Source organism: Arthrobacter sp. C152 (assembly GCF_054890965.1).
Map to the genome: position 1 here is coordinate 21663 of NZ_JBTZSU010000028.1, position 12632 is coordinate 34294.

Below are 12632 nucleotides of genomic sequence, written 5' to 3' on the forward strand. Positions count from 1 at the left end.
TGGCGGCACAAACCAAAAGCCCGCTCACCTTTGGCGGCACAAACGCAAACGCGCGCTCACCTTCTGCGTGAGAAGGGGGGCGTGCTTTGCATCGGGTTCGGGCCTCTTATCCACATACGCGCTTGGGGCTGTCGCAGGCTTGGCAGCTTCCTCCCTAGTGTTTGGGATTACGCCGAACAGCGAGCAAAGCGAGGATCAGTGTGGGCAGGAACCAGCGCCGACGGGCGGCACGAACGGACCAGGTGCGGAACCAGCCGGGAGACCCGTTCAAAGCCGCCAACCGAACCGTGGCAGTTCCTTCATCTGGCAGCCTCCGCGAGTTGGAGGCCCTGGCTCCCGCCTTCATCTGCTGGTATGTCCAGCGCCCATTCAGCACAGATGTGAAAGAGGTGCTGGCGAGCTTGGAGCTCTTCTTCCGTTTTTACCCTGATATTGGTGAACGCCGTTCCATCACTGCCCTCAAACCGGGTGAGGTGGCAGCAAGACTGGCGACTTTGATAATCAATACCGTCCAGCCAGGCCTCGTGGCCACCTATTCATTGATGCAATTCCTACGTTTCCTTCACGATTCAGGTCGCTGGTCCGGCAATCCCGAGTCTTACCGAGCAGTGCAAGGAATCTTGTTTGACATCATCAGCCTGGACATGGGCGCAACTCGCCACCGCATGCAGATGGGGGCCGACATTGCGGCTGCACCCTGACTAGCTCCCCGAGTGCGCCTGCAGGAAGCTGTACACCTCGGTTTCGTCCACGCCAGGGAAGGCGCCGGGCGGCATCGCAGCCAGCAGGTGTGAGTGTGCACGCGCCGAGGGCCAGGCGTTGCCGGCCCAGGCATGGGCCAGCTCAGCAGGCGGACGTTTGCAGCAGGTGGGATCCGGGCAATTGGAGGTGGCCCGGGCAGTGGTTTCCCGGCCGCGGAACCACTTCACATGCTGGTACGGCACCCCGATGCTCAGCGAGAACTCGCCGCTCGCCGACCGTTCAGTCCGGGCCGTGCACCAGTAGGTGCCGGACGGCGTGTCCGTGTACTGGCTATAGGCACTGAACTTGTCCGGCACATCGAACACCGCGCGGGAGGTCCAGGCTTTGCACGACGGCTGGCCCTCGATGGCGCCGGTATGGTCCTGGGGGAAATTCACGCCGTCGTTCTCGTACGCCTTGTAGATGATGCCGCTCTGGTGGGTCTTCTGGAAGTGGGTGGTGATGCCCAGGTGCTTGGTGGCCAGGTTGGTGAAGCGGTGCGCGGCAGTCTCGTAGGAGACGGCGAACGCATCCCGGATGTCCTCAACCGCAATTTCCTTGGCCGCTTTGGCTTTTTGCAGAAATTCCACGGTGGCCTGCTCGGGCAGGAGGAGCGCTGCGGCGAAATAGTTGGTCGCCACGCGCTGGGCCAGGAAGTCGCCGTAGTTCTTGGGTGTTTCGTGGCCCAGGACGTAGTGGCCCAGGGCCTGCAGCAGCACCGAACGGGGGTCGTGGTCCTGGCGCTGGCTCTGCGTGAGGTAAATTTTGCGGTTCTTCAAATCCGTCACGGAGCGGGTGGAATGCGGCAAGTCCCCCACGTGGTGCAGGGTGAAACCGAGGTGGGCGGCGATGTCCGCGATGACGTGCTGGCTCAGCGGGCCGGTGGTGTAGCCCACCTCCTTGAGGACCTTCTGTGCCTCGGCCTCGTACTCAGGAAAATAGTTTCCCCGTTCCCGCATCATGGCCCGCAGTTCACCGTTGGCGCGGCGCGCTTCCTCGGGGGTAGCCACGTGCTCGTTCATCTTCTTCTCAAGCTCATGCAGCAGCCCCACCTGGGCCTCGAGGACATCCAGTGGAAGCCGCGAACTGATGCGGATTTTCGGCAGGTTCAAGGACTCGTACAGCGGCCCGCGCTGGTACCGTTCCAGCTCAATCTCGAGGGCGGCCCGGCGGCTGGGCGGCTCTGCCCCGAGCAACTGGTCGATGCTGACATTGAGAGCACCAGCCAGATGCTGCAGCAGCGTCAGTTTGGGCTCGCGCTTGCCGTTCTCGATCAGGCTGAGCTGGCTGGGAGCGGTCCCGACGGCGGCACTCAAGTCATCGAGCGTGAGCCCTGCCTGCTTGCGAAGGTGACGGACGCGCCGGCCCAGCGCGAAGACGTCCAGTTCGGGGGCGGCAGCGGTGGACGGTTGCTGGGAAACGTCCCTGTTCCAGCTTGAAGGCGACATTTCTGAAGAATACGTGAAGAAACGCATTTCTTTCCATAGTTTTCTCTGGAAAGGGGCTTGGAAGTGCTGAAAAGTAGGTGTCACGGAAAGAAACACCGCACCGGATAAGCCGGTGGGAGCCTCAACGGCGCGGTTCCCACCTACTCCATCCGGAGCTCAATCAAGGAGATCAACGATGACTGCAGCATTTGAGCCCACCCCGCAGACGCCCGAACAGCAGGCAGCCGCCCTGGAGCTCGAGTGGGCCGCCAACCCCCGCTGGGAAGGTGTGACCCGGGACTACTCAGCTTCCGACGTCGTCCGTCTCCGCGGCCGTGTCTCCGAAGAGCACACCCTGGCCCGCCGTGGCTCCGAGAAGCTGTGGAAGCAGCTCACCGAGGAGCACAAGACCGGCGGCTACACCAACGCCCTTGGCGCCCTGACCGGCAACCAGGCCGTGCAGCAGGTCAAGGCCGGGCTGCGGGCCATCTACCTCTCCGGCTGGCAGGTGGCCGCGGACGCGAACAACTCCGGCCACACCTACCCGGACCAGTCCCTCTACCCGGCCAACTCGGTCCCCACGGTGGTCCGCCGGATCAACAACGCCCTGCTCCGGGCGGACCAGATCGAGTTCTCCGAAGGCATCCAGACCGTTGAGGACTGGCTGGTCCCGATCGTTGCTGACGCCGAGGCTGGCTTCGGCGGCCCGCTGAATGCCTACGAGCTGATGAAGTCCATGATCCAGGCCGGCGCTTCCGGCGTTCACTGGGAGGACCAGCTCGCTTCGGAGAAGAAGTGTGGCCACCTCGGCGGCAAGGTGCTGATCCCCACCCAGCAGCACGTCCGCACCCTGAACGCCGCCCGCCTCGCGGCAGACGTCGCCGGCACCCCCACGGTCGTCATCGCCCGCACCGACGCCGAGGCAGCCACCCTGATCACTTCCGACGTCGACGAGCGGGACCAGGAATTCATCACCGGCGAGCGGACCGCGGAGGGCTTCTACAAGGTCCGCAACGGCATCGAACCCTGCATCGCCCGCGCCAAGGCCTACGCCCCGTATTCCGACCTCATCTGGATGGAGACCGGGACCCCGGACCTGGAGCTGGCCCGCAAGTTCGCCGAATCCGTCAAGGCCGAGTTCCCGGACCAGATGCTCTCCTACAACTGCTCGCCGTCGTTCAACTGGCGCAAGCACCTGGACGACGCCACCATCGCCAAGTTCCAGCGTGAACTCGGCGCCATGGGCTTCACGTTCCAGTTCATCACCCTGGCCGGCTTCCACGCCCTGAACTACTCGATGTTCGATCTCGCCCACGGCTACGCCCGTGAAGGCATGAGCGCCTACGTCGAACTCCAGGAAAAGGAATTCGCCTCCGAGTCCCGCGGCTACACCGCAACCAAGCACCAGCGCGAAGTCGGCACCGGCTACTTCGACAGCATCTCCACGGCGCTCAACCCGAACGCCTCCACCCTCGCCTTGGTCGGATCGACCGAAGAAGGCCAGTTCCACTAAAACCCAGCCTTTCCCGCTCGTTGCTCTATCACTTTTGGCCCCTATCAGGCCCCCTTGGCAACCAAAAGTGATAGAGCAACCGGGGTTACCAGGAGATTCCCATGAACAGCTTCACCGACAGCTTCACGATCAACGGCATCACCATGACTGCGCAGCCCATTTGCCGGCAGGACGAGGTCCTCACGCCGGACGCGCTGTCCTTCATCGCCAGGCTCCACCGGGCCACCGCCGAGCGCCGGCAGGAGCTGCTGCAGGCACGCCGGACCCGCCGCGCCGACATCGCCGCCGGCGCCGACCCCCGGTTCCTGCGGGACACCGAGCACATCCGCAACGATCCATCCTGGCGCGTCGCTCCCCCGGCCCCCGGCCTGGAGGACCGGCGCGTGGAAATCACCGGCCCGGTGGACAAGAAGATGACCATCAACGCCCTGAACTCCGGCGCCAAGGTCTGGCTCGCGGACATGGAAGACTCCTCCACCCCCACCTGGCGCAACGTCATCAAGGGCCAGCTGAACCTCACCGACGCCCTGGAACGCCGGATCGACTTCACCACCGACGAAGGCAAGGAATACAAGCTCAAGGCTGGCGACCTGCCCACCATCGTGGTTCGCCCCCGCGGCTGGCACCTGCCCGAGAAGCACATGCTCATCGACGGCCAGCCCATCGCCGGCGGCATCGTGGACTTCGGCCTGTACTTCTTTCACAACGCCCGCCGCCTCCTCGCCCAGGGCAAAGGCCCGTACTTCTACCTGCCCAAGATCGAGAACCACCTCGAAGCCCGGCTGTGGAACGACATCTTCATCCTCGCCCAGGACCTGCTCGGCATCCCGCAGGGCACCATCCGCGCCACCGTGCTGATCGAGACCATCACGGCGGCCTTCGAGATGGAGGAAATCCTCTACGAACTGCGCGACCACGCCGCCGGGCTGAACGCCGGCCGCTGGGACTACATCTTCTCCATCATCAAGAACTTCCGCACCCGCGGCCCCCGCTTCGTCCTGCCGGACCGCGGCCAGGTGACCATGACCGCGCCCTTCATGCGCTCCTACACCGAACAGCTGGTCCGGGCCTGCCACAAACGCGGCGCCATGGCCATCGGCGGCATGGCCGCAGCCGTGCCCAACCGCAAGGACCCCGAAGCAAACGCCAACGCCCTCGAAAAGGTCCGCGCCGACAAGACCCGCGAGGCCAACGACGGCTTCGACGGCTCCTGGGTGGCCCACCCGGACCTGGTGCCCATCTGCCGCGAAGTGTTCGACGGCGTCCTGGGCGCCAAGCCGAACCAGCTCGACCGGCTCCGCGAGGACGTGACCCCGGACGACCGCGCCCTCATCAACGTCGCCGCCACCCAGGGCACCATCACCGAACAGGGCATCCGCAACAACATCGAAGTAGGCATCCGCTACATCGAGTCCTGGCTGCGCGGCAACGGCGCGGTGGCCATCCACAACCTCATGGAAGACGCCGCCACCGCAGAGATCTCCCGGTCCCAGCTCTGGCAGTGGATCTACGCCCGGGCCATCACGGACCACGGCGAGATCGTGACGCACGAATGGGTGGAGGAACTCCTGGACGAGGAATTCGCCCGCCTGGAACGCTTCGACGGCGACCGCTTCGAGGACGCCCGCGACATCTTCGAAGAGGTCACCCTGGGCACCGACTTCCCGTCCTTCCTTACCCTGCCCGCCTACGCCCGCTACCTCACCGAGGCCCGCGAAAAGGCCACGGTCGAGGAGCTCGCCGCGGCGTAGCCGGGGATTCAAGGACAGAACTTCCGTTCGCCGGGCCGGCACGCCCTTCGCAACAGGCCCCCCGAAATCCGGGGCGCCGGCCCGGCAGCGGAGCACCCGGATCCCCACGCGCCTTAGCGGCCTTTGGGCACCTTCCGCACGGAGAGGGTGGTGCTGCCCAGGAAGGTCAGCACCGATGCCAGGATGACGAGCAGGGCCGGGGTCCACGATCCCGAAGAGTCGTGGACGAAGCCCACCAGCGGGGGCGCCACGGCCCCGACGCTGTAGCCCAGGCCTTGGACCGTAGCGGACATCCGGCCGGCGGAAGCCTGGTCGCGGGCCAGCTTGATGATGGCGATGAAGATCAAGGTGATGCCACCACCTTGGGCGATACCACCGGAAGTGCTCCACAACCACCACAGCTGCGGCGCGAGGAGCAGCCCCACCGGAACGGGGAGCCACAGGGCACCCAAGGTGACCGCCACCGCCGTCGTACTCATGTATTTGGCGGCGAAGGGCACGCCGAGGCCGCCCACGATGGCCAGGATCTGGAAGATCGAGGATGCGGCACCCGCCTCCGAAGCGGACATGGCCAGTTCGTCGTGCAGGTAGCTGGGGAGCCACGCAGTGACCCCGTAGTAGGAGAACGCCTGGCCGCCGAAGCCCGCCGTTAGACCGGCGGTGATCCACCCCGCGCCGACTACCGGGGCCAGTGGCCTGGTAGCACCGTCGTCCTCCCCCGCCGTCAGGAACGCGGTGCGCGGGCCCACCGCCAGGACCCACACCGCCACTGCGGCAACGGCCAGGACGGCCACGGACCCCAGGGCAAGCCGCCATCCTGCGGCGGCTGCCAGGGGCGCCATCGCGACCGACGTCAGGAACGATCCGATGTTCAGGGCCGCGGTGTAGATCCCCATCGCGGTCCCCTGCCGCCGCGGCGCGAAGTCACGCCTGATGATCAGCGGCACCGCGATGTTGCCCACCGTGATGGCCACCCCGATCAGCACCGTTCCGGCCACCACCAGCACCGGTCCGGCGGCGGAGCGCACCAGGACGCCGGCCAGCACACCCAGGATGGTCAGCGTCACTGCCAACTCGGCCCCGAATTTCCTGGCCGCCAGGGAGGCCAGCGGCGCGGCCAGCGAGAAGCAGAGAACCGGGATGCTGGTCAGCAGCCCCAGCAGGACGGGGGAAAAGTGCAGCTCCGCCTGCATCAGATCCACCAGCGGGGCGACGGCGACAAACTGGCCGCGAAGGTTCAGTGCGAGCAGGCCGATGCACGCCAGCAGGATCCAGCTGTCCGGGACGCGGGAGAGGAGCCGGCCGCTCACAGGGGCAGAATCAGGAATGGGCGCAGTTTCATCACTCCCATTGCTATCACGCCGCAGGTTGCGGGAGTTTCAGGCACCCCCGCCGCCGGCCCTGCCATACGATGAACGTGACCCTGGCCGAAGGACACTGCGAAGGACACCGCCATGCCGCACCGCCTTGCCATCCTTGACGACTACCAGGATGTGGCCCACGGCTTCGCCGACTGGACTTCGCTGGAAGCCGGGGGCGTGGCCGTCACCACCTACCGTGAACCCTTCGCCACCCAGGACGCGCTCGTGTCCGCGCTGGCGGACACCACGATCGTGGTCGCCATGCGGGAGCGGACCGCCTTTCCGCGCGGGGTGTTCGAGAAGCTGCCGGCGCTTCAGCTCCTGGTGACCACGGGAATGGCGAACGCCTCCATCGATGTCGCCGCGGCAGCCGAGCACGGGGTGACGGTCTGCGGCACCCCCGGCTCACCCGCCGCCGCCCCTGAATTGACCTGGGCCCTGCTGCTGGCCGCCGCCCGGCACCTGCCTGCGGAGGAAAACTCGCTGCGGGCCGGGACCTGGCAGTCCACCGTGGGCATGGAGCTGGCCGGCAAGACGCTGGGCATCGTGGGGCTGGGCAAGATCGGGCGCCGGGTGGCGGCCTACGGGCAGGCGTTCGGGATGGACGTGGTGGCGTGGAGCCGCAACCTGACGGCGGAAGCTGCAGCAGAGGCCGGGGCGAAGCTGGTGTCCAAGGAGGAACTCTTCGCCGTCGCCGACGTCGCCACCCTGCACCTGCGCTTGTCCGGACGTTCCGAAAACACCGTCGGCGAGGCCGAGCTCCGGCTGCTGGGGCCCGAAGGCATCCTGGTGAACACTGCGCGGGGGCCGCTGGTGGACCAGGAGGCACTGGTCAGGGCGCTGAACGAGGGCTGGATCCGCGGCGCCGCCCTGGATGTGTTCGACCAGGAGCCGATGCAGGCAGGACACCCGCTCCTGGCGGCGCCGAACACCGTGCTCTCGCCCCACCTTGGCTACGTCACGCAGGAAAGCTACCGCCAGTTCTACGGCGGGGCGCTGGAGGACGTCACCGCCTGGCTCGCCGGGTCCCCCATCCGCACCATCACCGCCTGACCGGGAGGAACCGCATGAGCCACATTATCCGCAAGGCAACAGCGGACGACGCCGGCCCGCTGGCTGGGCTGGCGGCCGTCACCTTCCCGCTGGCCTGCCCGCCGTCGTCGTCACCTGCGGACATTGCCGCGCACCTGGCCAACACCCTCAGCGAAGGGCACTTCCAGCGCTACCTCGCCGACCCGGAGACCACCATCCTGGTGATCGACGCCGGCGGCCGGCTCAACGGCTACAGCCTGCTGGTGAACCGGCCCGCCGCGGATCCCGGCGTGGCGTCCGCCCTGACCCTGCTGCCGTCCGTGGAAATCAGCAAGTGCTACGTCCACCCTGACTATCACGGGCTCGGCGCGGCCGCCGAACTCATGCACGCCAGCCTGCAGGCGGCCGCGGCCGCCGGCGGCGCGGGCGCGTGGCTGGGGGTCAACAGCCAGAACGCACGCGCCATCCGGTTCTACGAAAAGTCGGGATTCCGCAAGGTGGGAACCAAATCCTTCCAGTTGGGCAGCACCGTGGAACATGACTTCGTGCTGGAGCGCCCGCTGCCCTGACCGCTCACGTTTCCGCTTGGTGCAGCCTCCGGATGCCCGGGCCAGCCACTGCGTCTTCGACCGGGTAGGCGAGCGGGGGACGCGGTTCGGCCAGCAGCCTCAGCCCGGGCGGAAGGCCCTCGATGCTTCCGGTCGTCCCGGCGGCGTCGATGGTAACCCGACTGGTGTCCAGCAGCACGTTTTCCGCCCGGAACCTGCCCACGATTTCCGGGAGGATCGGCGCCAGGTGCACCACACCCCGGGTGAAGACGGGGTCGAACCGGAGCAGGATCCGCGCCAGCTGGACAGGCGCGGCAGCGGCCCAGGCCTGCGGGGAACACGCCGTCGGATACGGCACCGGGCCCGGGAACTCCCCACGGTCAAAACCGCAGAACAGTTCCGGCAGCCGGTTGTCGAAGTGCCCTGCGGCGTCGAAGATACCCATGGCAACCCGTTTTGCCTCGTCCACGAAGCCGTAGCGCATCAAGCCCGTCGCCACCATCGCCGTGTCGTGGGGCCAGACGGATCCGTTGTGGTAGCTCACCGGGTTGTAGGCACCCATGTCCGAAGCCAGCGTGCGGATCCCCCAGCCTGTGAACATCTGCGGGGACATCAGGTGCTCCATCACGGACTCGGCCTTGTCCTCGTCAACGATGCCCGTCCACAGGCAATGCCCGATATTCGAGGTGAGTGCATCGACGGGCCGCTTGTCCTTGTCCAGCGCCACCGCGAAGTAACCCCTGTCCGGCAGCCAGAATTTTTTGTTGAACTCCTCTTTGAAGGCCGCCGCCTTGGCGGCCCACTTCTGTTCCAAGGCCGAGTCGCCGGTCCAGTGGGCCAGCAAAGACCTGCCCAGGTAGGCGGCATACACGTAGGCCTGGACCTCGCAGAGGGCAATGGGCGCCTCTGCGATGGTCCCGTCCGCAAAGTTGATGCCGTCCCAGGAGTCCTTCCAGCCCTGGTTGACCAGGCCGTGGTCATTGGGGCGCAGGTACTCCACGAACCCGTCGCCGTCTTTGTCACCGTATTTCCCGATCCATTCCAAGGCCCGGTCGGCATGCGGCAGCAACGCCTGGATGGCGTTCCGGGACAGTCCCCACCGGCTCAGTTCACCCAGGGTTGCCACAAAGAGCGGCGTGGCGTCGACGGTGCCGTAGTACGCCGTGCCGCCCAGGGACAGGCCGGCCGTGACTCCGAGCCGGACCTCGTGCGGGATACGGCCGGGTTCTTCCTCGGAGTCCGGGTCCACCTTCCTGCCCTGGAGTCCGGCCAGGGTCTGCAGCGTACCCAGTGCCAGGTTGGGGTTCACCATCAAGCTCATGTACGAGGTCAGCAGCGAGTCCCGGCCGAACAGTGCCATGAACCAGGGCGCACCGGCAGCCACCGCGGCACGTTCGGGGTGGTGCGCGTCGAAAATGCGCAGGGCACCGAGGTCGCTCTGGCTGCGGTTGAGCAGGTCCTGCAGGCCGGCGTCCTCGACGCTGATCCGCGGTACCCCCTCTTCCCAGTCCAGGTGCCGGCGCACTCCCTCGCGGTGGTGCGGCAGCTGCCCCTCACGGAACGGCTTCTCCGGCGCCTCCCCGTTGACCAGGGGGACCACGATGACGCTGGTGGCCCACTTTCCCCGTGCCGGGACCGTGACGTGGAAGCGCAACCCGTCCGTGCTGGCCTCGGCGTCCCGGGCACCGACGGCTGATCCCCGCTGCTGGCCGTGCCGGAAGGCCTCGATGACCAGCCGGCCTTCCTCCAGCCGGCGCGTCGTGTCGTCGGGCCCCGTGGTGCGTCCGCCCTTGACGTCGAAGAGGTCCGCCTGGTCCGCGTCCACGAGCAGCTCGATGTCGCATTCCACCGGCTCTGCCGCGTAGTTTTCCAGCGTGATGTCATCCTGCATGCCCGGCCCGATATGGCGGACCTGCCGCACCACAAGAGGGCTGTCGAACCTGCCGCCCGGCCATTTGGCACGGCCCACGAAGGTGGCGTCGAACGGGTTCGGCCGCTGCGCGGAGAGCGGCTCCCGGAGTGAGCCGTTGATGCGCAGGACCCAGCGGGAGACGATGCGGGTGTCCTGGAAGAACGCGCCGTTCGTTCCGGCGTCGGGACTGATGTCGCCGCTGCCGGAGGAGATACAGAACGACGAGCCCTCCAGGACCGTGACCGAACCGGAGTCGGACACGGAGGCTTCGTTGTCTGCGTTCCAGGCGGTCATGGGGGGACTCCCTTCTCAGGCGGGGTGCTGCCCGGGGGATCGGGAAAGCATTGCCCCTATAGATTTTGGTGCACTCGCGGAGCCTGCGGAACCCCTGCAGGCGTCTTCCCTTCGATGAGGTCCCGGTAGAGCTGCAGATGCTCGGCCACCATCCGGGATGCACTGAACCGGTCCTCCACCACTTTGCGGCAGGCAGCCCGGTCCAGCCCTGCAGCGGCCGGAACGTACCCCGCCAGCTCGCCGGTCTGACCCAGGAAACCCGTCCGTCCATGCTTCACGATCTCCGGCGCGGAACCTATCAGGGTGCCAATGACCGGCGTCCCGGTGGCCATGGCCTCGATCATGACCAGGCCGAACGGCTCGGACCACTGGATGGGGTTCAGGAACGCCAGGGCCTCCCCCATGAGCTGGTACTTGCCGGCATCGTCCACTTCCCCCACGAAGTCCTCGTTGGAGCCCAGCATCGGCTCGACGACGTCGCGGAAGTAGCGCACCTCGTCCGGTTCACGCATCTTGACGGCGATCTTGAGGTGCACCCCCGCCTCCCGGGCAATGGTGATGGCCTCCACCAGCCCCTTGTCCGGGCAGGAGCGGCCCACGAAGCACAGGTACCCGCCGCCGCCGGTCCCGACCGGGACGCGGGAGAGGTCCATGCCGTGGTGGATTACCCGCGTGACGGGAACGTCCGGGGCGTGCGACGCCTGGTCCCGGGAGATGGCAATGACCGCACCACGGCGTGCCACGGCTCGGTAGATGTCCGCCGCCTGCTCATGGATGGGGCCGTGGATGGTGGTGACCACCGGCACCTCCGGGGGCCGGTGCAGGTAGAGCGGGCCTGTCAGGGTGTGGTCATGGATGATGTCCACGTCCTGCAGCCCCTCGTAGGCCCGGGTGACGTGGCTGAGCTCCGAGATCGTGGTGCCGAGCCCGTCATAGTCGGCCGGCCGCATCTTCGGGACCAGCCGCACCGGGCAGGTGCTCTCAGTCGGCGCCGCCAGGAGGACCTCATGACCGGCGGCGGCGAAGCCGCGGGCAAGGGTGTCCACCACACGTTCAGTTCCACCATATGTTGCCGGCGGTACTGGAATCCAAGGTCCTGCAACCAGTCCTATCCGCATTCCTGCTCCCAGATGACAGGCCGGGCTCCCCAGCTGGCCGGGCAAGAATCCCATTGCACGGATTTACCCGCTGCAATGCTTTCACTTCGAAAGGGCCCGCTGCTTGAGCTCTGATCCGACTATTGCCCAGGATCGCTCCCGCCACAAGACCCAATGTGGCTGATGTCATAGACCTGCGCGGAATGGCTTCCGGGAAGGGCCGGTTATGGAAACCATGAGGATTGAGATCTGGTCTGACGTTGCCTGCCCGTGGTGCTTCATTGGAAAACGCCGCTTCGAGTCGGCCCTGGCGGACTTCCCGCACCGGGACTCTGTGGACGTGGTGTGGCGCAGCTACCAGCTGGACCCCACGCTGCCCGACCACTACGACGGAACCGAACTGGAATACCTGAGCACCCGCAAGGGCCTGGCGCCGCAGCAGGTGGCGCAGATGTTCGGCCACGTGGCGCAGCAGGCCAAGGGCGAAGGCCTGGACTACCGCTTCGACAAGGTGGTGGTGGCCAACAGCTTCACGGCGCACCGCCTGATCCACCTCGCCGCCGCGCACGGGCGGCAGGACGCGGCCAAGGAGCGCCTGCTCAGCGACCACTTCGAGCACGGCAGGGACATCGGCAGCAGGGACTACCTGTCCGCCCTGGGCCGCGACCTGGGCCTCCCCGGGGACGAAGTCGAAGAGCTCTTCAGCACCGACAAGTATGCCGCTGACGTGCGCCACGATTTCAGCGAGGCCCGAGCCCTGGGCATCAGCGGCGTGCCGTTCTTCGTCATCGACCGCAAGTTCGGCCTGTCCGGCGCGCAGCCCGTGCAGACCTTCACCGCCGCCCTGAACCAGGCCTGGCAGGATGCCAACCCGCTGGTCCTGGTCAACTCCGGCGAGGCCGAAGCGTGCGGCCCGGACGGGTGTTCCCCCTAACCATCCCGGTTTACTGACACAT

Annotated in this window: 10 protein-coding genes; 6 read left to right on the top strand and 4 right to left on the bottom strand. The window is 66.7% G+C overall.

Translation table 11 applies throughout. From position 1 onward, the window contains the following. Positions 1–200 precede the first annotated feature (200 nt). Positions 201–701 (top strand): hypothetical protein, encoded by a 501-nt coding sequence (locus tag ACYSM9_RS16510; protein WP_461858042.1) that lies wholly within the window; start codon positions 201–203, stop codon positions 699–701. Here ACYSM9_RS16510 and ACYSM9_RS16515 read toward each other — a convergent pair whose 3' ends face one another. Continuing rightward, positions 702–2216, bottom strand: a complete 1515-nt coding sequence (locus ACYSM9_RS16515; protein WP_461858043.1) for a helix-turn-helix domain-containing protein — start codon at positions 2214–2216, stop codon at positions 702–704. A gap of 148 nt (positions 2217–2364) precedes the next feature. Between ACYSM9_RS16515 and aceA the strand changes: the two genes are divergently transcribed. Next, positions 2365–3681, top strand: coding sequence for an isocitrate lyase (aceA, locus tag ACYSM9_RS16520; protein ID WP_461858044.1), 1317 nt, complete (start codon positions 2365–2367; stop codon positions 3679–3681). Positions 3682–3782: 101 nt separating this feature from the next. Next, the gene (gene aceB, locus ACYSM9_RS16525) at positions 3783–5432 is read left to right on the top strand and encodes a malate synthase A (RefSeq protein WP_461858045.1); all 1650 of its coding nucleotides are present in this window, start codon (positions 3783–3785) and stop codon (positions 5430–5432) included. 113 nt (positions 5433–5545) lie between these two features. Here aceB and ACYSM9_RS16530 read toward each other — a convergent pair whose 3' ends face one another. Further along, the gene (locus ACYSM9_RS16530) at positions 5546–6742 is read right to left on the bottom strand and encodes an MFS transporter (RefSeq protein ID WP_461858046.1); all 1197 of its coding nucleotides are present in this window, start codon (positions 6740–6742) and stop codon (positions 5546–5548) included. Between the two features lie 144 nt (positions 6743–6886). Between ACYSM9_RS16530 and ACYSM9_RS16535 the strand changes: the two genes are divergently transcribed. Both ACYSM9_RS16535 and ACYSM9_RS16540 read left to right on the top strand, forming a co-directional pair. Beyond that, entirely contained in the window at positions 6887–7846 is a 960-nt protein-coding gene (locus tag ACYSM9_RS16535; protein ID WP_461858047.1) for a D-2-hydroxyacid dehydrogenase family protein, read from the top strand. Positions 7847–7860: 14 nt separating this feature from the next. Beyond that, positions 7861–8394, top strand: coding sequence for a GNAT family N-acetyltransferase (locus ACYSM9_RS16540; protein WP_461858048.1), 534 nt, complete (start codon positions 7861–7863; stop codon positions 8392–8394). A 4-nt stretch (positions 8395–8398) separates the two neighbouring features. On the opposite strand, the gene ACYSM9_RS16545 is transcribed toward ACYSM9_RS16540, so the two are convergent. Together ACYSM9_RS16545 and ACYSM9_RS16550 are read right to left on the bottom strand one after the other, a co-directional pair. Next, positions 8399–10579 carry an amylo-alpha-1,6-glucosidase gene (locus ACYSM9_RS16545; protein ID WP_461858049.1) on the bottom strand — a complete coding sequence of 727 codons (2181 nt, stop codon included), beginning with the start codon at positions 10577–10579 and terminating at the stop codon, positions 8399–8401. 56 nt (positions 10580–10635) lie between these two features. Continuing rightward, complete coding sequence (locus ACYSM9_RS16550) at positions 10636–11697, bottom strand: glycosyltransferase family 4 protein (RefSeq protein WP_461858050.1); 1062 nt, start codon at positions 11695–11697, stop codon at positions 10636–10638. A gap of 214 nt (positions 11698–11911) precedes the next feature. Between ACYSM9_RS16550 and ACYSM9_RS16555 the strand changes: the two genes are divergently transcribed. Next, positions 11912–12610: a DsbA family oxidoreductase gene (locus ACYSM9_RS16555; protein WP_461858051.1), complete on the top strand. Its 699-nt coding sequence runs from the start codon at positions 11912–11914 to the stop codon at positions 12608–12610. Positions 12611–12632: the final 22 nt, after the last annotated feature.

Bases quoted from the DNA above. Each gene is read 5' to 3' on its own strand.
- ACYSM9_RS16515 (WP_461858043.1), bottom strand. From the start codon at position 2,216: ATGCGTTTCTTCACGTATTCTTCAGAAATGTCGCCTTCAAGCTGGAAC.
- aceA (WP_461858044.1), top strand. From the start codon at position 2,365: ATGACTGCAGCATTTGAGCCCACCCCGCAGACGCCCGAACAGCAGGCA.
- aceB (WP_461858045.1), top strand. From the start codon at position 3,783: ATGAACAGCTTCACCGACAGCTTCACGATCAACGGCATCACCATGACT.
- ACYSM9_RS16535 (WP_461858047.1), top strand. From the start codon at position 6,887: ATGCCGCACCGCCTTGCCATCCTTGACGACTACCAGGATGTGGCCCAC.
- ACYSM9_RS16540 (WP_461858048.1), top strand. From the start codon at position 7,861: ATGAGCCACATTATCCGCAAGGCAACAGCGGACGACGCCGGCCCGCTG.
- ACYSM9_RS16545 (WP_461858049.1), bottom strand. From the start codon at position 10,579: ATGACCGCCTGGAACGCAGACAACGAAGCCTCCGTGTCCGACTCCGGT.
- ACYSM9_RS16550 (WP_461858050.1), bottom strand. From the start codon at position 11,697: ATGCGGATAGGACTGGTTGCAGGACCTTGGATTCCAGTACCGCCGGCA.
- ACYSM9_RS16555 (WP_461858051.1), top strand. From the start codon at position 11,912: ATGAGGATTGAGATCTGGTCTGACGTTGCCTGCCCGTGGTGCTTCATT.